This window comes from Caballeronia arvi, assembly GCF_001544695.2.
In the GTDB taxonomy this organism is placed as follows: Bacteria; Pseudomonadota; Gammaproteobacteria; order Burkholderiales; family Burkholderiaceae; genus Caballeronia; species Caballeronia arvi.
This window is the reverse complement of sequence record NZ_FCOM02000051.1, coordinates 33,667-58,898: the sequence shown is the minus strand read 5'-3', so window position 1 is coordinate 58,898 and position 25,232 is coordinate 33,667. Positions and strand designations below refer to the sequence as shown.

Sequence of the window (25,232 nt, the reverse complement as noted above, 5' to 3'; positions counted from 1 at the left end):
CGCCGCCCCAACCCCAAAAACTAAAGAAAGCTAGCAAAACATCCGTTCAAAACCCGACATCTCTATTTAGCCGGCGGTACGACATTTGAACTTAGCGGGGATATTATTTGTCAGGGCTTTTTAGTAATGTCCGGTTTGAGTTCATTAGAAATGTCGGGTTTTCAACCGGCGGCTATTAAGGCTGCTGCACGCGTATCCAGGATGCATCTGGATCGAACTCGGTCAGCGGCTTCGCCGATGCACCCCGGTTCTTCTGATACACGACGCCGTTGTTGTTGACGATGAAGGTCATGACGCCGCTCGCCCCGAATTGCGCGGGGTACGCGGCCAAAGCGAAACCCGCCAGCATGCGCCCGTTGATGATGTAGTTGAAAGCGCCGCCCGGCGCGTGCTTGCCCTGGCGCGTGAGAATGCGAAAGTAATACCCGTGATACGCGTCGCCGGGGTTCCGATCCTTGAAGTAGTTCGCACTGGCGGCAATCAATGGACCGAACGGGCTCGGCTCCTCGCCCTTCGATTCGTCGGCGGGCCAATACAGCCCGTCGTGCCTGCCAGGCGAACTGCCGAGCCTGCGCGCGTACTGGAGCACGCCATCGCCCAGACGATCGCGCGTCGCGTATTCGCGTTGTGCATCGATGTACGCGCGCAGCACCTTGATCGCCTCGCGCTCGTTCGCGCCAATACGCCGGTCCAGCACTTCCTGCTCACCCTGTTCGGTTGCGAAGCGCCAGACGCCATGCTCGCGGACGAGCGGAATCGGCATCGGCCACGCTTCGTCGCCGATACGCAAGATGCGGCGGTCCGGCGACGTTTCCTCCAGCATGTGATACGCATTGAACTCGGCGAGCGCATTGGCGCGCAGTTGGCGATTCTCGGCTTCATCCGGCGTCACGACGAGTTCCTTGTGCGCATTGCCGAAGATCGCGATGAGCGCGGCATCGTCATCCGACTTTAACGCCTGTTCGAGCGCGCTGACCGCTTCGTCCGGCGTCGCGAAGGTCCGTTGCTGATCAACGGCAAGCACGCGCAGCGGGACGATGAGCATCGCAATGATCAGGCATGCAGCGAATCGACGAGACAGCATGTTCATGTGACGTCTCCTAGCGACGGCCCATACGGCCGCCGCCGAATCCACCGCGCCCGCCGCCGCCGGAAAACCCGCCGCCCTGGAAGTTGCGCCCGCCCTGCCCGCCCGACATCGACTGCCGGCTCGCGGCGCCGCGCGCACTGTCCGCCCGCGCGCCTTGGGCGGATCCGTAGCCGCTGAACGCATCCCCGCCGCGCCCCTGGAAGTTGCCCCCGCCCTGCGAGCGCGGCGTCTGTGCGGCCGTCGGCCCCTGCGTGGCCCCGCGCGCGCCGCCCCTGTCGGACGCGCCGATGTTGCCGGCATTGGCGCGCGACGGAGCATCGCCGACGCGCTGCGCCGATGCGCGCGTGCTGGTGCCCGACACCTGCCCGGGCTTCTTTTCCGAGCGCCACTGCGTCGAGCGCTGAGACGAAGCGGTTCCGTTGGCCGAGCGGTTCTGAGCGCGGTTGCTCAGTTCGTTTTTGACGTCGGCCCGGTTGACGTTGCCTTCGCGGTTGATGTTGATCGTATTGTTGCCGCCCTCGTAGTGCGACACATAGTGCCCGCCGTTCCACGCCGCCGTGATTGCCGCGCCCCAGATGAGGCCCGTCGCGAACGCCGCGCCCGGCGCGTAGGGATAGTAGTAGACCGGATAAGGCGCGGGCCAGTAGGAATAAACTGGCGCCGGGCTGCTGATGACGACCGTCGACGGGTTGTATTGCGGCACGTAGATGACCTCAGGATTCGACGGCACGATCCTGATGACTTCCTTTTCGACGACCACCGTCTGCTTGTCATCCGTTTTGAGATTGCCGGCCGATTGCGTCTGACGTCGGAAACGCTGCACGGCCTGTAGCACGGCGCTCTGATCGGCGACCACCGCCTCGCCGAGCGCCACAGTCCAGTCGAGGTCGGTGCTCATCTTCTTCACGACTTCCGGATAATTCAGCAGCGCCTTGACGGGGTCTTGCCATGCTTCGTTGACCGGCAGGTTCTTGTCGGTTTTTCTGCGCTCGAGAAACCGGTCGGCCTGCACGATTTCGACCGGATAAGTCGACGAAGGAAGAATGATCGCGATGAGGTCATCGGGATAGAGGGCGATCGGACCGACGAGCATGTCGAGCGAGGCCGAATCCATCGCGACGGTTTGCGTCCCGACTGTCGCGGGCGCCTGAGCAGCGGGTTGCGCACCGCTCGCGGGTGGTGTCCGGGCGACAGGCGGCACACCGCTCTCCGCAGGCGTCTGCGGGGCTGCGCATCCGCCTGCGGTCAGCGCGGTGAATGCGATGATAAGCATGCAGAAGGAGTCACGCATGTCGGGCACCATCGACACTGCCGTACAAGCATGTTCTAGGTCGCGGAACGGTTTTCGGCAACTCATCGGAAAGCATAGGCGATCCCGACACCGTAAGTCGGTTGATTGCGCGTGCCGCGCTGCATCACGATGGGACTGGCCACCGGTCGCCCATCAGGCGCCGGTAATACACCATCGCACCTTGCCGCCCGCATACTCGGTGGTCGAACCGATTCCCGCGCCGAAGAAATTCGGAACTGCGTTCGACAGATCAATGGGGCTCGTCTGCACGCTGCCCAGTACAACCGAAGAGCCTGCGATGATGACTTCGAACGCGTTCACGGGCGCCTGCTCCAGTCGATGCAACCGCGTCTGCTCGACGGCATCGACGATTCCTATCCAATCGGCGGGATGGTTGCGCCGCTTGCCGTCGAGCATTGTCGTCGCAAGAGTCGATTCACAATGGTCGACGATGCCGGTATCTTGGTGCAGAACATCCAGGACGTCCCGGCTGATCTTTTGGAGCTCACATCATGCTCGCGCGCACACTCAGGCTCGTCGCGTTCGCCACGGCCATCCTCGTCTGCTCCGGGCCGGATGTGTCTGGGGCGACGCAGCAGGCGCAACAACGCCGCGCCGGGCGCGACGTCCGTCAGGATACGCGCCAGGACTCCCGGCACACCAAGCACGACTGCCGCGCCGCCAATCAGCAATCGAACGCGCATTGCAGGCAGGACAAGCGCCAGACGAAGCAGCAAGGGCGTCAGACCGCGAGAGACATCAAATATTGACCGGGCGAGTGCGATCCGAGGGAAATCAACGGGCACAAGGTCGAAGGATCGTGGCGCGCGTATCACCAAATCGGTGTGGCCGTTTTGGGGCACGCTCCGAGAAGCAGCCGGCGGCCCGTGAAGGCGATGACCAAGGCAATCCGGCGGCGGCAGATGAACGTGGCCGTGGCGGTTCCACTGGACCTGCGCTGAATGTGCAATGCGGACACCTGTCAGCGGCGGGAACGTTTTTAAAGGTCTCAGTCGATGGCCTCCTGCAATCCTTCTCGATGTTGCGCAGGCCAGGTGCGAAAGCCTGCTGGCCTCTTCATCGCTGGGGACGTGACCTCGTCATGACCATTCGCCACCGACACCTATAATCAATCCAACAAAACGCGCACAAGTATTTCAAGAACTGTCGACTTATCAAAACTTTACGCAAAGTCTTGAAATTTTGGTGAGAACGGTCGACGTGAGGTGCGCCGCCGCACGCGGGCGCGCAATAATTCCGCTCCGGTAAATCGGGCGCGCATACCCATGATCGAAAACTACGAGCAGCTATCCCAAAAACTCTACGCCGGCGAAATCGAGGAATGCTTCCGCTTTCTCGACGAACGCAATGCGCAGGACGGCCACACCCCCGAACACTGGCACTGGCGCGCGGTCACGCACCTGCGTGCTGGAGAGTTCATGCGGGCACTCGAGATCTGCTGCAACCTCACCCGGCTCTCTGACACATTCAGGTTCCAGCTCCACTGCCTGTGTGATGCGTGCGCGCATCTCGGTCTCAAGGAGATCGCGCTCAGCATGGTCGAGTATCAGGTGCTCAAGTCGTCCAACGAGCCGCTGGTCGGCTTTCTGTGGCGCGTATACGGCTGGCATTACGTCGGCGAGGACGAGCGTGTGCTGCAACTGAGCGCCGAGGGTCTCGACATGCATTCGACGTATGTGCTCGGTCATCATCAGGGACGCAGCGCGATGCGCCTCAACGGCATCGCCAGCGGCGTCGAACTGATGCATCGCTACTGGTCGTCGCGTGAGGCGCGGCGCGTGCTGTTTCCGCACGTCGATGTCGAGCAGTACTGGTGCGGGCAACGCGCCCTGCCCGAGCACCTGACGATCACCTCGATCGCATCAGGTTATGGCGATCAGGTGAACTGGGCACGCTACGCCGGCGCGCTCCAGGCGCTCGGCGTGCGGATCGCATGCTCCGACGGTTCGGATCGGCACTTTCGCCTCGCCATGCCCGAGGCCGAACAGCCAAAGTACGCCGAAACCCTGCGCGCGGCCGGCTTTACCGTGGCGCCCGGCGTCGCACAGTGGACCGATCCTTTCGCTCTCTTTACTTCGCTCTTTCCCGTGCTTGGTTACGCGTCATCGGAGCGCCATATCGAGCCGGCCGAGCCGGGCTCAGTGGATGCGATCGTCGACGAAATCCGGCATCGCGCGCGTGGACGGCGCTGTGTCGGCATCTTCTGGTCGTCGTGCGAATCGCCGGACAATTACGCGAGAAAGAGCCTCACGCTGGCGCATCTCGATCCGCTCTTCGACGCGTCGAACGATATTCACTGGGTCGTCATGCAACGCGGCTTCGAGCGCAAGCGCTGGCTGAACGATCCGCGCTCGGCCGATCTCGACCGTTTCACGACGCTCAACCCGTCGATTTCGCTCGCGCAATCGACCGCCCTGCTCGACCGGCTCGATGCGTTCGCCGGCAACGATGGTGTCCTCGCCCATCTCGCCGGCGCGCTCGGCAAGCCGAACTATCTGTTGCTCAACGGAGAGATGGCCGACTGGCGGTACGAGCGCGATCCGCATCGCACACCGTGGTATCCGTCGATGCAGCTCGTACGCGCGGGTCGCATGGGCGACTGGGACGATGTCGTACGCAAGCTGCAGCAGCTTCTCGCATCCGCACACTTGCCCGGCTGAATCGCCGGGCCTCCCCGGCTCAGACGAAGCGCGCCGCGAGCGTTTGCGGGATCGCGCTCCTGCGCGTGAGCGCGCACGTCGGCATCTCGGAACCCGCGCCGCGCACATAGGTTTCGAGCTGGTCGATGGCGAACTGCTGTTCCTCGATCAGATGCCGCACCATGTCGCCGATCGAAATCATGCCGACGAGCTTGCCGCCCTCGATCACCGGCAGATGACGGATGCGGTGCTGCGTCATCTGCGCCATGCAGTCTTCGGAACTCGTCCTGAGGCTCACGAACATGACGGGCGCGGTCATGATTTCGCATACCGTGGTCGTGCGCGAAACCTTGTCCTGCAGGATCACCTTGCGCGCATAGTCGCGCTCCGTGACGATGCCGCACACTGCATCGCCCACCATGACCACGAGCGCGCCGACCTCCGCTTTCGACATCAGCGCGACCGCTTCAAAGACACTCGCCTCGGCGTCTATCGTATGAACCGTCGTGTCGATCTTCGCCTTCAGGACTTGTTTCACCGTTGCCATTTGCCGTTCTCCGTTGCTGTTTCAGTTGCCGAATCGAAAAACTCGTCGATGAACCTCGCGCCGGACGCATTCAATCGAAGTCGAAAAGATCGCCGAGGAAGGATTTCTTGCGCCGCGGATGCGTGTGCTTGCCACGCGGATCGCCGTACTGGTATTCGCCGTGACGGTGCGGGCGACGCTCGCGATCGTGTTCGCGCGTGTCTTCGCGCTCGCGCCACGCGTCGCGCTCGGTGGCCTGCGCATCCTCGATGGACGCCTGCGCCGCACGGCGGATGATCTGATCGAGTTCGCCGCGGTCGAGCCACACGCCGCGGCACTGCGGGCAATAGTCGATTTCGATGCCCTCGCGCACGGTCATCAACAGTTCCGTGGCGGGGCATACGGGACATTTCATGTCGATTCCTTTCTGATTGCTTTCAATGAAAACAATCTAACGGAAGGTTCGACATTGAAAAATGCGAGTTTTCGGGGGCGTTACTTCGGAAAAACCGAAGCTAGAAGGCGACTTGCTTCAATCAGGCGCGTCGCACCACGCCCGCCACATATCTCGATACGCTTGCTCGAGATGACGCGCGAAGCGCGGAGCGTCCATCATCGGCGAGGCTTCGAGGCGCGGGCGTAACGTTGCCCGCAGATCTGTCAGACGAGGCACATCGGCGGCGAGGCGGCTGACGATGTCCACGTACGCGTCATCGTCATGCGCGACGAGATCGCCGAGAGCGAGGTTCATCAGGAAGCTGAGGCCGGCCCGGCTGACCGCGGTCTCCCCCGCGCGGGACGGCACCGGCACGCCCATCCACAAGGCCTCGAGGCTCGTTGTGTGACCGTTGTAGGGAAACGTGTCGAGGCCGATGTCGATCCTGTTATACGTCTGAAGATAGACATCGCGCGACTCGTAATTCACGAATTCGAGGCGCGTTGTCTCGGTGCCGAGCGCGCTCAGGCGCTCGATCAAACGCTCACGTGCCCCATGCGGCGCGAGGAGCAGGAACCGCGCGTGCGGCAGTGCCGCCAGCACCGCCGCCCACATCCGCAGCGTGCGCTCCGAAGCCTTGCACGGATTGTTCAGGCAGCCAAACGTGATGTGGCCATTTGCGAGAGCCGGCAGCGGCCCGACCTTCGGCGCTTCCGTCGACGTGACGCGAGGGTCGATGCACCAGAAGGTCTCGGGCAGGCGAATCGAGCGCTCGCTATAGCGCGCGTCCACATCCGGGCGGCCAGGCGGGTCGATCCACGGATCGGTCAGCCGGTAACGGATCGCGCTGCTGCCCGTCGTGCCCGGATAGCCCAGCCACTGCACCTGCACCGGCGCGGGCCGTCGCGCGAACAGCAATGGGCGGCACCGCGACATGTGCAAGGTCAGGTCGATCAGCACATCGATGCGGTCGTCGCGAATGAGCTTTGCAAGCGCTTCGTCGGAGAGTTCGTGCACATCGCGCCAGAGGTCGACCTTCGCGCGCATCGACGTGGTGACGTCGTCTGTCCTGGTTGTGCTGGAGTAGCAGACGATGTCGAATGCCTCGTGATCGTGCGCGCCGAAGACCGGCGACGTGAACAGCGACTGGCAATGCGTGTTGAAATCGGGCGCGACGTAGCCGATGCGCAAGCGTCGGTTGGGGTTGCGGTCGTTCGGATGCCGCACCCTCTCGGACAGGAACGGCGCCTCGTGGTACGCGGCGAAGCGCAGGCATTCGTCGAGAATCTCGCGCGGATCCTCCGTGTGGTAGGTCAGCGCGTAGTTGAGGTTGCAATGCGCAATCTTGTTGGCCGGCGAGCAGGTAACGGCCCGGCGGAATCCCGCAATGGCTTCGTCCATCGCGCCCATGTCCTTCAGCGTGCAAGCCAGATTGTTGTGCGCGTCGGAATGGTCTGGACGGAGCACGAGCGCACGGCGCAGGATCCCCTCCGCTTCGGGCAAACGTCCGAGCTGCCACACGATCCGGCCCAGATTGTTGAGTGCGTCGGGATAGTCCGGTTTATGCACGATTGCGCTGCGGTAGGCTGCCTCCGCTTCGTGCAGCCGCTGCTGCTCGCCCAGGAGCCCGGCCAGGTTGTAATGAAGACTGGCGAGGTCGGGTCGCGCCGCCAGCGCCGTACGGTAGGCCGCTTCGGCTTCGCGTGCCCGTCCCTGCTGATGCAAGGTGTGGCCGAGGGCGCCGCGTGCGATAGCGCTGCCGGGATCGAGTTCGAGCACATGACGGTACACCGCCTCGGCGTCGGCGAAACGTTCTTGATCCGACAACGCCAGACCGAGTCCGCTCAGCGCTTGCACATCGTCTGCGCGGATGGCGAGCGATGCGCGGAACGCGGACTCGGCGTCGCGCGGGCGTCCGAGCGTATGCGCCGCAGCGCCCTGGCTCAGCCAGGCCTCCGGATAGTCGGGTCGCAGATCGGCCGCTCGCCGATAGAAGGCGAGCGCCCGACCTGCCTGGCCCGCATCATGCAAGACATGGCCAAGGTTCAGATGCGATTCGGCAGAACCGGGTTGCAACGCCACGGCCCGGCGCAGCGCCGCTCTTGCCTCCCTGGGCCTCCCGGTTTCGCGCAGCACAATGCCGAGATTGTTGTAGGCCTCGGCATGATCGGGGCGCACGGCGATCGCCGCCCGAAACGCGCGCTCGGCATCGTGCGCGCGTCCTTGCTCCTTGCACAGGTTGCCGAGGTTGAAATGCGCTTCGGCAAATTCGGGCCTGACGCGGATCGCATCGAGCAGCGCCGCCTCGCCTTCCTCGGGACGGCCAAGCTGATTCAACAGATTTCCGAGGTTGTAATGCGCTTCCGCGAAATCGGGCTTTATCCGTATGGCTTGCCGATATATCGATTCGGCCTCTGACAGACGGCCTTGCGCCAGGAGAAGGTTTGCCAGATTGCTGTAGCTGCCCGCGACTTCGGGACTCTCCGAAATCGCTCGCCGCCAGTGCGATTCGGCTTCGGCGTGCCGATTCATGCAATAACAGCAGGTCGCCGCGAGATTCAGCGCTTCCGGATGAGTCGGACTCGCTTCGAGCATGGCGCTCAGCGTCGTCAGCGCTTCGTGATATCGGCCGCCTGAGAAATGCACGACTGCCGACTGGTAAATATTCGGATCGAATGACATGGTTGACTACTGCAGTGAGCCCGTTTGTCGGGGTTTTTATGTTCTCGAACAGAAGTAAAACTAGCAGATCCGCGCGGCCAATTTGTCAATAAACTTAAAGCGCTCCGCAAAGCGAAAGGAACCTGCTTCTCGGTGCAGATATCGCAAAATCGGCGAGTCCGGGCCGGCACCTGCAACGCCGACTTGCGATCCATCTCAAAACCCCGCAAGCTTCGTTTTTGAGACGGCGCGCGGGCGCGCCCGTGACCGCACCAAAAAGGCGACCCACCATGCACGACAAATCCACGATGAGCGAAGCACGCGACGACGCCGAGGCGCGCGATCTCCTGTACCTGCTGCAGGGCGCGGACGACTTCAGCCGCCTCGTGTTCCCCGACAGCGAAGCGCTCTTCAAGAGCCTCGCGCATCAGCAGGCGCCGCATACGCTGTTCATCACCTGCGCGGATTCGCGCGTGTCGCCGGAAATGATCACGCAGACGCGCCCCGGCGAGCTCTTCGTGTGCCGCAACATCGGCAATATCGTGCCGGCATATGGCGAAATGCTCGGCGGTGTGTCGGCCGTCGTCGAATTCGCGGTGCTCGCGCTCAACGTGAAGCAGATCGTGATTTGCGGACACTCGGACTGCGGCGCGATGAAGGGTCTCGCGTCGGGCGCGACCATCGCCGATGAAATGCCGACCGTTCACGCCTGGCTGCGCAATGCCGAAGCGGCGCGCAGCGTCGTGATGGCGCGGAAGCTGGAGGAGGAACGCATCGTTGCCGCGATGGTCGAGGAAAACATTCGCCTGCAACTGACGCATCTGCGCACGCATCCGGCGGTCGCGGGCCATCTCGCGCTCGGCAAGCTGCAGGTGCAAGGCTGGGTCTACGACATCGGGCGCGGCAAGGTCTCGGTGTTCGACGAAGCCGACGGCAAGTTCCAGTCGCTGGAGGAAGCGCGCCTGCGCATGCTGCGCGCGGGCGCGCGCTGAAGTTGAAATAGCCGACCGCGCGCGCATCGCACGCGCGCGGTGTGCATCGCGTTACTGCACGCCCTTTTTCGCGGCGAGATCCTGCGCCATCTTCAGGTGCTTCTCGATCGTCGGCAGCGCCTTCTGCGCGGCCTTCTTCAGATCGGCGTTCTGGCCTTGATCGATTTCGGTCTGAAACGCCTTCACGGCTTCCTCGTGTCCCTGGACGCCGACCTTCTGGATATACGCGGCGTCGAACTCCTTGCCGTGCAAGGGCTTGAGCGAATCCAGCACTGCCGGGTCCGAGTTGTCCTTCGGCACCGTCACGCCGTGCGGCGCGGCCATCTTGAGCTGCATCGTGAGCTTGGTGTGATCGATCATCATGTGATGCGCGAAGTTCTTCACGTCCTTGTCCTGCGATTGCTTCGTGGCGAGCTTCGCGGCGTCGATCTCGGTCGATCCCGCCGACGACGCCGCCTGCACGAACGCCTTGTCGGTCGGCGCGAGGTCGTTGGCCATCGTCGTGCTGGCCGCCTGGGTTTGCGCGAGCGCGGACAGCGGCAGCACGGCGATCAGGCTGGCGGCAAGCGCCGCACACAGATTTGCATTGCGTTTCATGAGGCCTCCGTAGGCAGTGAATGTTGCGATCTTTTCAGCAATGCCGATGCCACGGCGCCGCGCGAGCGCTCGCGCATCAGGGGTGCGGGATGCTTGTTACACTCGTTCATCGAGCCATCTTTCTTTCAGTGGGAGCGTCATGCCTGTCTACGATTACGAATGCGCGGATTGCGGCGCATTCGAAGCCGTCCGCCGCATCGCCGAGCGCGATGAACCCGCCGCCTGTCCGCGCTGCGGCGCGACCGCCGCGCGCGTCACGATCGGTGCGCCGAGCGTCGGCGGTTCGAGCGCGTCCGGCGCCGGCACGGACGACGCCGGCAGCTACGGCATGTCCCATCGCGGCGGCTGTCTCTGTTGCCGCTAGCGTTTCCTTGTCGCGCTGGGCACGGCCATTGCACGGTCAGCGCGGAGTACGTCCCGCGCAGCGCGGGCGTATCATGCAAGACGACGGTACGCGGCGCGCAAGGCCGCGCGCAGTCGAGGGCCTCGCCATCACACGACGCGCGCTGTTGCGCATTTCGCGATGATCGCGCTTGAGCGTTTTCGAACGAATAACAGGAGGTGATAAGGATGACGATAGAGTTCAGCGGGCGGCGTCATGTCGTGGCGGCAGCGCGTGTCGCGTTCGAGGCCAAGGTGGACGGACGCGAGGTCTGGTGCAGCGTCTCCCTCGATGCGCTCAACGATCACTTCGGCAACAGCGGGACGTCTTCGCACGATCTCCTCTCCGCGTTCGAAGGAGGACGCGTGCAAATCGAAGACGCGGCCCGGCGCGCGCTCGAGCGCAATCACGGCCAGTCGGTCGAACTGGAAACCAACGATTTCAAGGCTTCCCGAGCCACCTGACGCGCGGGCGTCGGAGCGGGCGGCGATGCATCGGCAACACCGCCCGCGTCATTGGGCATAGAAGCATTTCAATACGTCGAACATCCACCAGACCGGGCACGGAATTCTGCAGAAGCCGTCGTATCCGGCATCGCGAAGTGCATCGCGCGGGTCGCGTTCGGCATCGGCCGCCATCGCGATCAGCAACTGGTACTCAGCTTCCTTGTGATTTTGCGTCAGCGCTTCGCGCAACGCGTGCGCGAGCCCGTGATCGCGCCGCTCGCCGATGAGCGTATCGACGAACAGCACCTGCGGCCGCCACTGGCGGGCGAACTGCAATGCGGCTTGTGCATCGCCGATCTGCACGGATTCGAAGCCGCGCATCGCGAACAGGAGCGCGAACGAATCGCCGACGTTCGCTTCCGAGTGCACGACCAGCACGCGCCGCGGACCGGAAATCGACACGGTATGCGGATTCCAGATTTCGTAACGCGCGCTTCGAAGGTCGTACGATCGTTCTTCCATGTCGGTCCGGCGCGGCGATGAACGCATGCACCGGTACCGCCATTCCAGCAAGGTTGAGGCCCGCTGTCGCGCGCTTTCACTTTTCTGAGTCTGGGCAGCCGCTCAGCTACCGCGACGCAAGCAAACCTACGATCACTCCGCCGACCGCCGCGAGCGCGATCGACTTCCACGGATTTTCATGGACGAAATCCTCGGTGCCTTCCTTCGCCTGGCGATAGCGCCCCGCGACGACATCCTGCGCTCCCGTCAGCACGACTCGCATGCGCCGCGGCACCGGCCGCGCGGGATGGAACTGGCTGCCCTGCCCTTCAGCCATTGCGGACGACGGTTGCGCGAGGACCGTCGGGCTATCGCCGCCTTCGAGCACGCTGCCGTGTACGTGATACGGCGCGTACTTCGGAGGTTTGTGCGCCGCGCCGGGCGCGAGCGGCGTCACGCTCGCGGACTGGGCCTGTCCCATGCCCGGCGAGAGCGCCGCGTCCATTGCGCTCGCTACCGTGCGGCGCGCGAGCGGCGGCTCGTCGGATGGCATCTTATGGATGGGAGATGCACTCCCGTTTGCATTGTCCACGGCTTTTCTCCAGTTGACTGCGTCCATCGCGCTGCAAAAAACATCGTTCGCCTTTCGATGATGCAAGAGTCGCACCGAATCCACGCCCGGGCAACCCGCGCCGTCGCTGCGCATCGACCGTTACGCGGGCGGCGCGGCCGTTGGCAATTTTTCTCACATAACGGTGAGAATTGCTCGTTTGCCGCGCTGCCCGCGCGCGCCTACGATGCGTGGCGTAGAGCGAAGCCGGGCCAGGTGGTCCGGAAGAAGCGGCGCAGCATGAGCCGCAGCGCCAGCGCTGCATCTTTCGTTTCACGCCGGGCCGAAACGTTGGCGGCCCGCGCGCCGCTACGATGGCTTCGCGTTCGACTCCTACTGCGAAGCCCGCCATGAATCCCGTCAATCTCGCTCAACTGTTCATTCTCGCCGCGCTGTGGGGCGGCTCGTTCCTGTTCATCCGCGTCGGCGTGACCGATCTCGGCGTCGCGCCGCTGATGGCCTTGCGCGTCGGCATCGGCGCGGCGTTTCTGCTTCTGATGCTGGTATTGCGCGGCACCGCGCGACAGGCCTTGTCGACGATGCGCGAGCGGGCCTGGCCGCTCTTCGTCGTCGGCATCCTGAACTCGGCCGCGCCGTTTTGTCTGTTCGCCTATGCGGAACTCACGCTGTCGGCGGGCGTCACGTCCGTCATCAACGCGACGACGCCGCTCTGGGGCGCGCTCGTCGCCTTCTTCTGGCTCGACGACCGCCTGACGCGCATGCGTGTCGCGGGCCTCGCGATCGGCTTCGCGGGCGTGCTCGCGCTCGTGTGGGACCAGATGTTCGCGCACGACGCGAGCGCCGTAGCCGTGTCGCCGCTGGCGACGGCGCTCGCCGCACTCGCCGCGCTGGCCGCGACGCTCTGCTACGGCATCGCCGCGAGTCATACGAAAAAGCACCTGATGGGCGTGGATTCGCTGACGGTCGCGGCCGGCACGATGAGCGCGGCAACGATCGTGCTGCTGCCCTTCGCTTTCGTGTTCTGGCCCGCGGGCGCGGTGTCGCTGACCGCCTGGGGCGCGGTGCTCGGGCTGGGCGTCGCGTGCACGGGCGTCGCCTATATGCTGTTCTTTCATCTCATCGCGGTGGCCGGGCCCGCGCGGGCGATCACCGTCACTTTTGTGATTCCGATCTTCGGCATTCTGTGGGGCGCGTTGTTTCTGGCCGAGCGCGTGTCGGTGGGCATGGCGGCGGCGTGCGCTATCGTGCTCGTCGGGACCGCGCTCGCGACGGGCGTCGTGAAACGCCTGCCGCTGACCGGCGCGCGTCGTGCAAAGGCGTGACACGGCCTTGTTTCAGTTCCAGTGACGCAGAAGCGGCCCGTCTTCCCCGGCGACGGGATCGCAGCGCGGAAACGGCAGCTCTTCCATCGCGATGCGTTCCTGCTCGCTGATCGCGTCGCGGCGAATGTCCCATTGCTGGCCGGGCGGATACGCGCCGACCACCTGAAAGCGACGTCCCGCCGCCAGCAGGCAATGGCCGGTGCCGGCGGGCAGAACGAGCGCATCGCCGGCGCTGACCGCTATCACGCGTCCATGCGGGCCGCCGAGGATCAACTCGGCGTCGCCGGATGCGATGCCGAGCGCCTCGTGCGCGGTCGAATGAAAATGGTGATAGTCGAAGACGCTGTCGCGCCATTGCGGCGGCCAGCCGTTCTGCGCGAACAGGGCTTCGAAGCGGCTGGCGCCATCGGGTGTGCGGGCATCGATCGCGCCGCGCCACACGAGCACCGGCAGGCGCGTATTGTTCGGCACCCAGCCGTTCGGCGGCAGCATGAAATGCTCGCAGCGCGCGTCGTGCGCCAGCAAGCTCAGGGTTTGCTCAGCCATCTTGCGCTTCCTCCTGAAAATTCGAGAAAAGCGCAGCAACCGGTGTTCCAGCGAGGATCAGTCAGTGGCCGTGCCAGTGCCCTCCGCCATTGCTGAAGCCGATGCCGAGCGACACCGACGGCACCGCGTAATACCCCGGCGCGTACCCATAGCCGTACGCGGGCGCGTAACCGTACGCCGGCGCGGGCGCATAACCGTAAGGCGGCGCGTAGACACAGCCGCCGAGCCCCGCCGCCAGCACGAGGGCGGCGGCGACGGTCATCGAGCGCGCAACACGCGCCCTGCTTCGAGTTCGAGATGAATTTGTCATGATGATGTCCCGCTCCCGCAATCCCCTTGCTTACCAGTGGCGATAGCCGTAATACCCGCCGTGATGCGCATACCAGTCGCGGCGTCCCCAATAGCGATATCCATCCCAATAGCGCTCGCCATGCCATCCGACGACGATGGCCGGCGCAGGCGCGACGACGACCGGCGCCGGCTGATACACGACGGGCGGCGGCGCCATATAGACCGGCGCGGGCGCGACATAAACCGGCGGCGCGGCATAGATCGGCGCGACGGGCACGCCGACGTTGATCCCCACGCTCACGCGCGCCATCGCGGCATCGCAGGCGAGCCCTGCGGTCAGCGCAACGCCTACTCCCACCGCCACCCCGATCAAACCCCTGGCGCTCATGTTTTCCTCTTCTGAGAAGGCCGTCACGAAGACCGCGATGCGATCCTGAACTCATATGCGACCATGAATCCATGTTAGCCGCGCGCATCGGGCGCTGCGTTACAAGCCCTGTAACAGATGTGAATGCTGAAACGAAGTCGCACAGCGCGTCGTCACCCGCGCGGGTTGCGCGCCTTTGCGACGCCGTGGGATAGTTCCGGCTTCCTCGAAACGGATGGCGGGACGATGGATTTACTGCGAAGCATGAGGATTTTTGCGCGCGTGGCCGAAGCGGCGAGCTTCACGGTTGCGGCGCAGCAAATGGACATTACGACGGCGCAGGCATCGCGCGCCGTCACCGAGCTGGAAACGCATCTGCGCACACGGCTTCTGAATCGCACGACGCGCCGCGTTGCGCTCACCGACGCCGGCAACCGCTATCTCGCCCGCTGCAAGGAAGTGCTCGAACTCGTCGATTTGTCCGAAGCCGAAGCGAGCAACGCGCAGCTTTCACCGAGCGGCGTGCTGCGCATGCACGCGCCGATCACCTTCGGCCAGCACTACGTCGTGCCCGCACTCACGCGCTATCTGGAAGAACATCCGCAGGTGCGCGTCGAGCTGACGCTGTCGCAGAATGTGCCCGACATGCTCGACGAAGGCTTCGACGTGTTCCTCCAGGTCACCACATCCACCCTGCCCGACTCCGCGCTCGTCTCCACGAAAATCTGCTCGATGCCGAGCGTGCTCTGCGCATCGCCCGCGTATCTGGCGCGCGCGGGCGTGCCGCAAGATCTCAACGACTTGCCGAACCACGCGTGCCTGCAACTGGTGACGACGTTTTTCCCCATCGACCGATGGACGTTCGAAGGCCCGCGCGGACAGGTCGAACTGGAACTGGACCCCGGCCGGCTGCGCGTCAATTCCGCCGATGCGCTCGCCGCCGCGCTCGCCGATGGCCTCGGCATCGCGCCCTTGCCGATGCTCGCCGCGCTGCCGTGGCTGCAAAGCGGCGCGCTCGTGCGCGTGCTGCCCGAGTGGGCGCTCCAGACGATGACCGTCTACGCGATGTACGCGTCGCGCCAGTATCTAGACGCGAAGATCCGCACATGGATCACGTTCCTGCGCGAATTCGTCGAAGGAACGCTGGCGAGCGAGCCGGTCTGAAGCGTCCGGATACATCGCATTCCTAATACCAATGCGCGTCTGGCTGTCTGAACGGCCGCCGGAGCCGCATTCTCTAAACGCGTAGTTGCAAGCATGGTTCGGAACACTAAACTGCTTGATGGAGCGCCTGCATCGCTACATGACGATGCACCGCAACAGAAAGGAGTCGGCTGCCATGAACGAGACTCTGCGCGCAAGCATCTGGTCCCCCGCGCTTCGGCTTTGCACCGCCACGCTCTGCGCCGCGGCCTTCACGCACGCGTACGCGGAGCCGACCGGCGCGCGCGTCGTCGCCGGTTCCGGCTCGGTCACGAGCGCGGGCGCGAACACCACCATCCAGCAAAACAGCAATCGCCTCGCGATCGACTGGCGTTCGTTCGGCACGCGTCCCGGCGAATCCATCACGTTCAATCAGCCGGGCGCGAACGCGATCGCCCTCAACCGCGTCACCGGGCCGCGCCCGTCGGCGCTCTTCGGCAGGCTCGACGCCAACGGTCAGGTGTTCATCGTCAATCCGAACGGCGTGATCTTCGGGCCGGGCGCGCAGGTGAATGTCGGCGGGCTGCTGGCGTCGTCGCTCAATCTGTCGACAAGCGATTTCATGGACGGCCATTACACCTTCGCTGGCGGACGGCGGCACTGGCATTGGCATCGGCATGACGACGACGGCGCCGCGGTCGTCAACCTCGGCACGATCCGCAGCGCGCCGGGCGGCTATGTCGCGCTGATCGGCACGCGTGCGATCAACGCCGGTACGATCGATTCGCCCAACGGCTTTGCCGCGCTCGCGGCGGGCGAGCGCATCGCCGTCACGCTCGGCGATCACAGCATGATCGGCTTGTCGGTGGAGCGCGGCGCGCTGAATGCGCTCGCCGCCAATCACGGATTGATCGAAGCCGATGGCGGACAGGCCTGGCTCGCCGCGAGTGCCGAAGACGCGCTCTTCTCCAACGTCGTGAACAACACGGGTGTCATCCGCGCGCGCAGCGCCGTGAACCAGAACGGCGTGATCCGGCTCGTCGCCGACACCGGCGTCGTGCAGGTCGGCGGCACGCTCGACGCGTCCGCGCCCAATGGCGGCAACGGCGGCGTCATCGAAACGGCGGGCACGCAGGTGCGCGTCGCGCCCGATGCGCAGATCACGACGGCGGCAGTGACCGGCCAAACCGGGACGTGGCGCATCGCGAGCGATTTCGTCGCGCTCGTCGGCGCGGACAACGACTTCGGACGGCGCTTCGGCACGATCCAGAGCGCGACGCTTTCGCGCGTGCTCGAATCGACCAATGTGTCGATCAGCGCCGCCGCGCCGCAAGGCTTCGAACCGTTCGGCTTCGTGCTGATTGACGGCCCCGTCGCGTGGCGCGGCACGAATACGCTCTCGCTCGCGGGGCAAAGCGGCATTCAACTCGATGCCGCCATCAGCGCGCCGCGCGGCACGCTCTCGATGACGACCACCCGCGCCGTCACGCAGAGCGCGCCGATCGAAGCAGCCAAAGTCGCGCTGCAAGGCGGCGGGACGTATCGGCTGACGAATGCGGGCAACCGCATCGGCACGCTCGCCGCGAATGCCGGATCGCTCATGCTCACCGATAGCACACCGCTCGTCATCGGCAGCGTCGCGGGGCTGACGGGCGTGTCGGCCAACGGCGCAGTGACGCTTACGGCGCCGTCGCTCACGCTCGCCGCGCCGGTCACCTCCCGCGCGAGCGGCACGGCCATCACGCTCGCCGCCGCGACCTTCGACAACCGCGCGGGTTCGCACGCGCTCGCCGCGCCCAACGGCCGCTGGATCGTCTACACCGACTCGCCGGACGGCGCCGCGTTCGGCGGCCTGCAAAGCGGCAACCTCGCGCTCTGGGGCGATGCTTACACGGGCAGCGCCGATGCACGCGCCGCCGCGTCGCCGGGCAACCGCTTCGCGTTCAAGGCGCTTCAGCAGGTGACGCTGACGGCGGTGAACATCGACGTGCCCTTCGATGTGCCGCGCACGCTCGGCCCGAACGATGTCACCATCGCGCTGCGCTACAACGGCGCGAACTACGGCAACGCGTTCGCGGACAGCCCGAAGGTTCACGAGCCCTTCGTCTTCACGGTAACGAGCACGGGCGCTGCGCCCGGCGCAGCGAGCGGCGAATACGCGATCACGATCACGGCGACGGGCGGCCCCACGGGCTACAAGATCACGACGCAAGGCGGCACGCTGCGCATCGCCGGGGCGCCCACGCCGCTGCCGCCGATAACGCCCGTGCAGCCCGTGCAGCCTGTGACACCCGCGCAGCCCGTGACACCTGAAACGCCCGGAACGATCGTCACGACGGTGGCGGCGGTGCCCGGCATTCTCGATTCCGTGCGCACCGACGCCATGAACCCCGCGCCGCTCTCCAATGCGACGGCGGGGCTCCAGCCGGAATCGGCGCCGCTCGTGCAGCAGCGCACGGATTCGTCGAGCGACGGCAGCCGCCTGCCGGACGACGCATGGCCCGGTCACGTATGCCGTATGTGAGCGCGCGGCGCGTGCGACGCTCAGGCCCCCATCCACGACGCAGCCGCGTGGCGTCGCGCCGGCTCGCCGTGCTGTTCGCGACGCTCGTCGCGGCGGCCGCGCGCGACATGCGCGATGCGCGGGCCCAGGCGCTGCCGAACGCGGGCAGCATCCTGCGCGAACAGCAGCAGCAATCGCCCGTTCCGCCGCCGCCCTCCGACCTGCGCCTGAACGTGACGCCCGCGCCGGAGCCTGCGCCGCCATCGGGCGCGCCGGGCGGCATCCGCTTCGAGGTGAAGGGTTTCGACTTCACCGGCAACACGCTCTTCCCGGCTGCGGAATTGATGGAGGTATTGCGGCCCGTCGTCGGCGCGAATCGTTCGCTCGACGATCTCGAAGCCGCCGCCGACCGCATCAGCGCGTACTATCGCCGCCACGGCTATCTGGTCGCGCGGGCGTACGTGCCGCCGCAGCAGATCGACAACGGCATCGTGCGCATCGCGGTGAGCGAGGGGCGCTACGGGCGCATCGATATCGACAACCGGTCGCGCACGCGCGATTCGGTCATCAGGCGCTTTCTCGGCCCGCTCAAGTCCGGCGCTGTCATCGACGAGCACGCCCTCACCCGCGCGACGCTGCTCGCACAAGACGCGGCCGGCACGACCGGCGCGAACGCGACGATCTCGCCGGGTGTGCTGCCGGGCACTTCGGACATGACGCTGCAGGTGCCGAAGGCGCGGCCCTTGTCGGGCAGCGTGCAGGCCGACAACTACGGCCAGACGACGACCGGCGCTGCGCGTCTGATCGGCGCGCTGCAATGGAACAATCCGCTCGGCATCGGCGATCAGCTCGCCGCGCGGCTGCTCGGCTCGATCACCGGGCAGTTCTATGGGAATCTCGGCTACACGGTGCCGGTGGGCGGCAGCGGGCTCGCGTGGGGCGTGGGCTATACGCGCTCGACCTATTCGGTCGGCGGCCAGTTCGACGGACTCGACGCCTACGGCAGCGCGAACGTGTTCTCGACGTTCTTCAGCTATCCGCTCCTGCGCTCGCCGTCGGCGAACGTGTACACGACGCTCGGCTACGACCACAAGCTCCTGTCGGATCATATCGGCGCGTTCGATTCCGTCAGCGACAAGACGAGCGATGTCGGACGCCTCGGGCTGTCGGGCAATCTGACGCTGGAAAAAAGCATCACGACATTCGATACGAGCATCCAGCAAGGCAACCTGCGCTTCAAGTCGCCGCAGCCGGAACAGGTCGCGTCGCAGATCGCCGGCGCGTTCACGAAGTTCGTGCTCGCGCTCACGCACACGCAGGTCATCGGCGCGCAGACGAACGGCACGCAGCTCTACTTCTCGCTCACGGCGCAGGCGAGCTCGCACAATCTGGATTCCTCCGAACAGATCTCGCTCGGCGGGCCGTACGCGGTGCGCGCCTACGCCACCGGCGACGCGCCCGTCGACGAAGCGTATATCGCGACCTTCGAAGTGCGGCAGACGCTGAAGCAATCGCTCGTGCCGGTGCTTATCACGCTGTCGGGCTTCATCGATACCGCGGACGGCAAGATCGTCACGCATCCCGTCGTGCCGGGCACGAATCACGTGCGGCTGTCGGGCATGGGCGTCGGTGCGACGTTCGCCGCGCCGCATGACTTCCTGCTGTCGATGGCCTACGCGCACACCCTGGGCTACGTGCCGCCGACGCTCGGCACCGGCCACGCGAACCGCTTCTGGGTCGCGCTCACGAAGTCCTTCTGAGACCGATCATGATGCGCGCCCGCTCCCTCCTGCTGCTCTTTCTCTTTGCGATGACCGCGCATGCGGCGCGCGCCGAACCCGTCGCGACGATCACCGCGCTCGTCGGCAATGTCGCGATCCAGTCGTCGGGCGGCGCGCAGCGCGTGGCGGCGGTGGGCGGCGGCATCGACAACGGCGACACCGTGCAGACCGGCGTCGGCTCCGAAATCGTGATGATCTTCACGGACAAGCAGCGCGTGTATCTCAAGCCCGGCTCGGTGTTTCGCGTCGACGACTTCCACTACGCGGCGAGCGCGCCGCAGGAAGACCGCAGTTTTCTGTCGCTCGTGAAAGGCGGGCTGCGCGCGGTGGACGGGCTCGTCGCAAAAGAAGGCAAGCCCGAGAACTATCGCGTGAAGACGCCGACGTCGACCATCGGCATACGCGGCACCGAATACTCCGTGACCGACTGCGCGAACCTCGAGCCGGGCGGCAACGCGGATTGCAAGGGCGATCAGATCGTCGTCTACGACGGGCAGATCGTCGTCATCAATCAGGTCGACCGGCAGATCGTGCGCGCGGGCGAAGGCGCGATCGTCATCAGTACGCAGCTGCCGTTTCGCGTGCTGCCGGCCTCGCGCGTGACGCCGGTGCTGCCGTCGGCGGCGTGCCGTTAGCGGAGCGGCGATGCGCGCGCACACGAGCCACGGCACGAACCACCCGCACGCCTCGCGTGATGATGGCGCCTCTTGTGTCCGGGAGGCCGCTGCATCCTTCTGTCTCGATACGCTCGCCGCCGTGCTCACCGCGCTGCTCGCGCTCGCCTACGCCGCGAGCTACGGAGCGATGATCTTCTCCGCCGGACTCACGCCGTGGATCGCCGCCGGCATGCCGACCGCGCTCCTGAGCTGCGTGATCGTCTCGCTCGTGATCGCGCTGACGAGCTCGTTGCCCTTCATGATCGCCGGCCCCGATTCGAACGCGACGGCACTGCTCGCGGGCCTCGCCGCGTCGATCGCGCTGACAGTCCACGCAGCGGGTGGCGACGACGAAGCCGTGCTCGCCACCGTCCTCATGCTGATCGCGGCGTCCTCGCTCACGACGGGCGTGCTGCTCTTCGCCCTCGCGCACTGGAAGCGCGGCAACGCGATCCAGTACATCCCGTTTCCGGTGATCGGCGGCTTTCTCGCGGGCACGGGCCTGCTGCTGCTCGAAGGCGCGCTGCGCGTGCTCACCGATGCGCCGGTCGGCGCCGCGACGCCGCGCATCCTGATGGCGCTGCCGTGGCTCGCGACCGCGCCGGCGCTCATCGTGGGCATCGGGCTGCTCGTGCTCACGCGCATCACGCCGCTGTCGCGCTATGTGATCGTCCTGCCGACGATGATGGCGCTCGGCATCGCGATCTTCTACGTCGGCCTGCACGCGTCGGGCAGGAGTCTCGAAGACGCGCGCCACATGGGCCTGCTCTTTCCCTACGAGCCGGTCAGCGGCATGCGCCTGCCGATTGCGCTGCTGCACGACGCGTGGCTGCACACGCTCGTCTCGCGCGCGCCCGAGATACTCGCGGTGGCCGCCGTCTCGGCGATGACCGTGCTGCTCAACACGACGAGCATCGGCGTGACCGTTTCGCGGGATGTCGATTTCAATCGCGAGATGCGCGCGGCCGGCATCGCGAACGTGCTGACCGGGCTCGCGGGCGGGCTCGTCGGCGCGCAATCGATGACGCGCACGATGATGAACTGGCGTCTGGGCGTCAGAGACCGGCGCGCGGGCGTGCTCGCGGCGCTCTTTTGCCTCGTCGTGGTCGCGGGCTTTCCGAGTCTGATGACGTTGTTGCCCAAACCCGTGCTCGTCGGACTGCAGATTTTCATCGGTGCGGCGATGCTGAACGAATGGCTCATCCATTCGTTCGGACGCCTGCCGTGGCACGACTATCTGCTGATCCCCGCGATCATGGCGATCATCGCCGTATATGGCATCGTCGCGGGCGTGCTGCTCGGCGTGGTCGCCGCGTGCCTGCTGTTCGTCGTGCGCTATGGCCGCGTGAACTGCTTCCGGCTCGAATTCGACGGGCGCGGGCGGCGCTCGAACGTCGAACGCACCGTCGACGAAAGCCGCGTGCTCGATGCGCAGGCGCGCGCGCTCTACGGCGTCGCCTTGCAGGGCTTTCTGTTCTTCGGCACCGCGTATTCGATCCTCACGCATATCCGCGCGCGCATCGAAGCGCCCGGCGACGCGGCTGGTGTGCATTCCGGTGTGCTTCCCGGTGTGCGTTACGTGCTGGTCGATTTCGCACGCGTGCATGGCGTCGATGCATCGAGCGCCGCGAGCTTCGCGCGGCTGCGGCAGACGTGCGCGCGCGTGAACGCGCAACTCGTGCTGACCGGTCTCTCGCCCGCGTTGAAGGCGTGGTTCGCCAAGGGCATCGCCGACACGCGCGAATTCGCCGATCTCGACAGCGGCCTCGAATGGATCGAAACGCAGATTTTGCGCGCCGCAGACCCGTCACGCACGACGGGCGCAGGCGGTTTTGCATCGACGCTGCCCGACACGCTCGATGCGCTGCGTCCGCATCTCGACGAGCTCGCGCTCGCGCCCGGCGACTACGTGTTCCGCCAGGCCGATCCGGGCGATTCGATCTATTTCGTGGAAACGGGGCGCGTGACGGTGGCGCTGTCGGCCGGTGAAGGCCGCACGTTGCGCTTGCGCAGTTTCGGCGCGGGCACGATCGTCGGCGAGATGGCCGTGTACACCGGCGCGCGGCGCAGCGCCGATGTCGTCGTCGACGAGCCGACCGTCGTGCTGCGCCTGGCCTTGTCGACGCTCAGGCGCCTCGAAAGCGACGATCCCGCGCTCGCCGCGCGCATGCACAAGTTCGTCGCGCGGGTGCTGGCCGCGCGGCTCGTCGTCGCGAACGAACAGATCCGGGCCGCGCAATGAGCGCGCGCGCGCCCTTCGCGTTCGCGCTGAAACGCTCGGGGCTGCGCTGGGCGCTGGGGCTCGCGATCGTCGTCGCGCTCGCGGGGCACGCGCTCGGGCGCTACGACATCCGTTTCGCCGATTCGCTCGACGCGATGATCTACGACGCCAAGGTGCGCCTCTTCATGCCGCGCACGACGGACAAGCGCGTCGCGATACTCGACATCGACGAGAAAAGCCTCGCGGAGCTGGGCCGCTGGCCGTGGGATCGCGCGCGCATGGCGGAACTGGTGAACGCGCTGTTTGCGCGCGAGCACGTCGCGGTGCTCGGCTTCGACATGGTGTTCGCGGAACCCGACGCGAGTTCGGGACTCGCCGTGCTCGACGAACTCGCGCGCGGCGCGCTCGCCGACAACGCCGCTTACCGCCGCGCGCTCGAAGGACTTGCGCCGCGCCTCGACTACGACCAGCGCTTCGCCGATGCGCTCGCGGGCCATCCCGTCGTGCTCGGCTATTACTTTTCGAATCAGGACGCGTCGAGCGGCGCGATCGGCGCGCCTGTCATGAACGCGCGCGCGTTCGGCACGCATCCTTTCACGCTCTTCGACTGGACGAGCTACGGCGGCAACCTGCCCGCGCTGCAGAAAGCGGCGCAACGCGCGGGCTACTTCAACCCGGTGATCGATTTCGACGGCTCCGTGCGCCGCGTGCCGCTCGTCACCGCTTACCGCGACGGCGTGTACGGCGCGCTCTCGCTCGAAGTCATCCGCGCCCTCTTCGGCGACGCCGCCGTTACCCCGCGCTTCGACGATCCGGGCGATCCCGCCGCCCCGCTTTCCGGCCTCGCGCTGACGACGCCGCGCGGCACACGCGTGATTCCCGTCGATGAAAACGGCGCCGCGCTCGTGCCGTATCGCGGCGCGGCGGGCAGCTTTCCGTACTACTCCGTCGCCGATGTGCTCGCCCGGCGCATTCCGGCGGGCGCGCTCGCGGGCAGGGTCGTGCTCATCGGCACGACCGCGCCGGGACTGATGGACCAGCGCACGACGCCGGTCGGCGAGGTGTATCCGGGCGTCGAAGTGAACGCGAATCTGATCGGCGGCATGCTCGACGGCACGATCCGCTTCAGGCCGCCGTTCGCTGCGGCGCTGCAGGCGCTCGCGCTCGCCGCCGCGGGTCTCGCTATGATCTTCTTCTGGCCGTGGCACGCGCCCGCCCGTGCGACGCTCCTCGGCGCGATCCTGTTCGCCGCGATCATCGGGGGCGATCTCTACGCGTTCGCGCGGCTCGGCTGGTCGATTCCGATGGCGTCGCTGCTGCTCGCCGTGCTCGCGCTCTACATGCTCAACATGTCGTACGGCTATTTCGTCGAGGCGCGCGCGAAACGCCATTTTGCCGCGCTGTTCGGGCAATACGTGCCGCCGGAGCTCGTCGAGGAGATGAGCCGCAGTCCGGAGGACTACAGCATGGCGGGCCGCCGCGCCGAACTCACGGTTTTGTTCTGCGACGTGCTCGGCTTCACGGCGATCGCGGAAACGCTCGAACCGGAAGCGCTTGCGCGCCTGATGAACGAGTATCTCGGCACGATGACCGAGGTGATCCGCGCGCATCGCGGCACGCTCGACAAGTACATTGGCGATGCGATCATGGGTTTCTGGGGCGCGCCCGTCGACGATCCGGATCACGCGCGCCATGCGGTCGCGGCGGCGCTCGGCATGCGCGCGGCGCTCGTCGATCTGAACCGCACGCTCACCGCGCGCGGCTGGCCGACCTTGTGGATCGGCATCGGCATCAATACCGGGCCGATGACGGTCGGCGACATGGGCTCGTCCGTGCGCAAGGCGTACACCGTGATGGGCGATGCGGTGAATGTCGCGGCGCGGCTCGAAGGACTGACGCGGCATTTCGATATCGACATCATCGTCGGCGAGGCGACGCGCGAGCAGGTGCCGGATATCGTGTTCCGCGAGATCGACCGCGTGCGCGTGAAGGGACGCGTCGCGCCGATCGCCGTGTTCGAGCCGCAGCCGCCGCACGAACATGCCGATGCCCTCACGCGCTGGCACGCGGCGCTTGCGCACTATCGCGCGCGCGAGTGGGCCGAGGCGGAAACGCTACTCGCGACGCTCGCGGCGCAGTATCCTGAGCGGCAGGTGTACGCGCTTTATCGCAGGCGTATCGACGCGCTGCACGGCGTCGAGCTCCCCGAGGACTGGGACTGCGTGAGTGCATTCGATGTCAAGTGAGCT

24 protein-coding genes are annotated in these 25,232 nt (G+C 65.9%); 12 read left to right on the top strand and 12 right to left on the bottom strand.

Going from position 1 to position 25,232, the window contains the following annotated elements; all coding sequences use genetic code 11:
• Positions 1-175 precede the first annotated feature (175 nt).
• The 3 genes from AWB74_RS34450 to AWB74_RS34440 form a co-directional block, all read right to left on the bottom strand.
• The gene (locus tag AWB74_RS34450; protein WP_061151086.1) at positions 176-1,090 is read right to left on the bottom strand and encodes a DUF2950 domain-containing protein; all 915 of its coding nucleotides are present in this window, start codon (positions 1,088-1,090) and stop codon (positions 176-178) included.
• Between the two features lie 10 nt (positions 1,091-1,100).
• Positions 1,101-2,381, bottom strand: coding sequence for a DUF3300 domain-containing protein (locus tag AWB74_RS34445; RefSeq protein WP_235024784.1), 1,281 nt, complete (start codon positions 2,379-2,381; stop codon positions 1,101-1,103).
• Between the two features lie 153 nt (positions 2,382-2,534).
• Complete coding sequence (locus AWB74_RS34440) at positions 2,535-2,798, bottom strand: hypothetical protein (protein WP_061151084.1); 264 nt, start codon at positions 2,796-2,798, stop codon at positions 2,535-2,537.
• A gap of 95 nt (positions 2,799-2,893) precedes the next feature.
• On the opposite strand from AWB74_RS34440, the gene AWB74_RS34435 reads away from it, so the two are divergent.
• Positions 2,894-3,151 (top strand): hypothetical protein, encoded by a 258-nt coding sequence (locus AWB74_RS34435; RefSeq protein ID WP_061151083.1) that lies wholly within the window; start codon positions 2,894-2,896, stop codon positions 3,149-3,151.
• 516 nt (positions 3,152-3,667) lie between these two features.
• The gene (locus AWB74_RS34430; RefSeq protein WP_061151082.1) at positions 3,668-5,062 is read left to right on the top strand and encodes a glycosyltransferase family 9 protein; all 1,395 of its coding nucleotides are present in this window, start codon (positions 3,668-3,670) and stop codon (positions 5,060-5,062) included.
• A gap of 19 nt (positions 5,063-5,081) precedes the next feature.
• On the opposite strand, the gene AWB74_RS34425 is transcribed toward AWB74_RS34430, so the two are convergent.
• The 3 genes from AWB74_RS34425 to AWB74_RS34415 form a co-directional block, all read right to left on the bottom strand.
• Positions 5,082-5,588, bottom strand: coding sequence for a CBS domain-containing protein (locus tag AWB74_RS34425; protein ID WP_061151081.1), 507 nt, complete (start codon positions 5,586-5,588; stop codon positions 5,082-5,084).
• A gap of 70 nt (positions 5,589-5,658) precedes the next feature.
• Positions 5,659-5,982 (bottom strand): TFIIB-type zinc ribbon-containing protein, encoded by a 324-nt coding sequence (locus AWB74_RS34420; RefSeq protein WP_061151080.1) that lies wholly within the window; start codon positions 5,980-5,982, stop codon positions 5,659-5,661.
• Between the two features lie 117 nt (positions 5,983-6,099).
• A complete protein-coding gene (locus AWB74_RS34415) occupies positions 6,100-8,685 on the bottom strand; it encodes a tetratricopeptide repeat protein (RefSeq protein WP_061151079.1) in 2,586 nt (861 codons plus the stop codon).
• A gap of 269 nt (positions 8,686-8,954) precedes the next feature.
• On the opposite strand from AWB74_RS34415, the gene AWB74_RS34410 reads away from it, so the two are divergent.
• The gene (locus tag AWB74_RS34410; protein WP_061151078.1) at positions 8,955-9,656 is read left to right on the top strand and encodes a carbonic anhydrase; all 702 of its coding nucleotides are present in this window, start codon (positions 8,955-8,957) and stop codon (positions 9,654-9,656) included.
• Between the two features lie 51 nt (positions 9,657-9,707).
• Here AWB74_RS34410 and AWB74_RS34405 read toward each other — a convergent pair whose 3' ends face one another.
• Complete coding sequence (locus AWB74_RS34405; protein ID WP_061151077.1) at positions 9,708-10,253, bottom strand: DUF4142 domain-containing protein; 546 nt, start codon at positions 10,251-10,253, stop codon at positions 9,708-9,710.
• A gap of 139 nt (positions 10,254-10,392) precedes the next feature.
• On the opposite strand from AWB74_RS34405, the gene AWB74_RS34400 reads away from it, so the two are divergent.
• Positions 10,393-10,617, top strand: a complete 225-nt coding sequence (locus AWB74_RS34400) for an FmdB family zinc ribbon protein (RefSeq protein WP_061151076.1) — start codon at positions 10,393-10,395, stop codon at positions 10,615-10,617.
• Between the two features lie 206 nt (positions 10,618-10,823).
• Positions 10,824-11,099, top strand: coding sequence for a DUF1488 family protein (locus tag AWB74_RS34395; protein ID WP_061151075.1), 276 nt, complete (start codon positions 10,824-10,826; stop codon positions 11,097-11,099).
• 48 nt (positions 11,100-11,147) lie between these two features.
• Here the strand turns inward: AWB74_RS34395 and AWB74_RS34390 are convergent, their stop codons facing one another.
• Entirely contained in the window at positions 11,148-11,603 is a 456-nt protein-coding gene (locus tag AWB74_RS34390; RefSeq protein WP_061151074.1) for a response regulator, read from the bottom strand.
• A gap of 106 nt (positions 11,604-11,709) precedes the next feature.
• Positions 11,710-12,174 carry a DUF883 family protein gene (locus AWB74_RS34385; RefSeq protein WP_061151097.1) on the bottom strand — a complete coding sequence of 155 codons (465 nt, stop codon included), beginning with the start codon at positions 12,172-12,174 and terminating at the stop codon, positions 11,710-11,712.
• A gap of 368 nt (positions 12,175-12,542) precedes the next feature.
• On the opposite strand from AWB74_RS34385, the gene AWB74_RS34380 reads away from it, so the two are divergent.
• Positions 12,543-13,475 (top strand): DMT family transporter, encoded by a 933-nt coding sequence (locus AWB74_RS34380; protein ID WP_087039357.1) that lies wholly within the window; start codon positions 12,543-12,545, stop codon positions 13,473-13,475.
• A 12-nt stretch (positions 13,476-13,487) separates the two neighbouring features.
• Here AWB74_RS34380 and AWB74_RS34375 read toward each other — a convergent pair whose 3' ends face one another.
• The 3 genes from AWB74_RS34375 to AWB74_RS34365 form a co-directional block, all read right to left on the bottom strand.
• Positions 13,488-14,021, bottom strand: a complete 534-nt coding sequence (locus AWB74_RS34375) for a cupin (RefSeq protein ID WP_061151072.1) — start codon at positions 14,019-14,021, stop codon at positions 13,488-13,490.
• Between the two features lie 61 nt (positions 14,022-14,082).
• The gene (locus tag AWB74_RS34370) at positions 14,083-14,283 is read right to left on the bottom strand and encodes a hypothetical protein (RefSeq protein ID WP_061151071.1); all 201 of its coding nucleotides are present in this window, start codon (positions 14,281-14,283) and stop codon (positions 14,083-14,085) included.
• A 78-nt stretch (positions 14,284-14,361) separates the two neighbouring features.
• A complete protein-coding gene (locus AWB74_RS34365) occupies positions 14,362-14,700 on the bottom strand; it encodes a hypothetical protein (RefSeq protein WP_061151070.1) in 339 nt (112 codons plus the stop codon).
• Between the two features lie 225 nt (positions 14,701-14,925).
• On the opposite strand from AWB74_RS34365, the gene AWB74_RS34360 reads away from it, so the two are divergent.
• The 6 genes from AWB74_RS34360 to AWB74_RS34335 all read left to right on the top strand — a co-directional run bounded on the left by AWB74_RS34360 (position 14,926) and on the right by AWB74_RS34335 (position 25,229).
• The gene (locus AWB74_RS34360) at positions 14,926-15,843 is read left to right on the top strand and encodes a LysR family transcriptional regulator (protein ID WP_061151096.1); all 918 of its coding nucleotides are present in this window, start codon (positions 14,926-14,928) and stop codon (positions 15,841-15,843) included.
• 175 nt (positions 15,844-16,018) lie between these two features.
• Positions 16,019-18,346: a two-partner secretion domain-containing protein gene (locus AWB74_RS34355; RefSeq protein ID WP_235024783.1), complete on the top strand. Its 2,328-nt coding sequence runs from the start codon at positions 16,019-16,021 to the stop codon at positions 18,344-18,346.
• Entirely contained in the window at positions 18,319-20,085 is a 1,767-nt protein-coding gene (locus tag AWB74_RS34350; RefSeq protein ID WP_235024782.1) for a ShlB/FhaC/HecB family hemolysin secretion/activation protein, read from the top strand. Before AWB74_RS34355 ends, AWB74_RS34350 begins: the two co-directional genes overlap by 28 nt.
• Before the next feature lie 8 nt (positions 20,086-20,093).
• A complete protein-coding gene (locus AWB74_RS34345) occupies positions 20,094-20,741 on the top strand; it encodes a FecR family protein (protein ID WP_061151068.1) in 648 nt (215 codons plus the stop codon).
• Between the two features lie 10 nt (positions 20,742-20,751).
• Positions 20,752-23,004, top strand: a complete 2,253-nt coding sequence (locus tag AWB74_RS34340; protein WP_061151067.1) for an SLC26A/SulP transporter family protein — start codon at positions 20,752-20,754, stop codon at positions 23,002-23,004.
• On the top strand, positions 23,001-25,229 hold the full coding sequence (locus AWB74_RS34335; RefSeq protein ID WP_061151066.1) for a CHASE2 domain-containing protein: 2,229 nt from the start codon (positions 23,001-23,003) through the stop codon (positions 25,227-25,229). Before AWB74_RS34340 ends, AWB74_RS34335 begins: the two co-directional genes overlap by 4 nt.
• Positions 25,230-25,232: the final 3 nt, after the last annotated feature.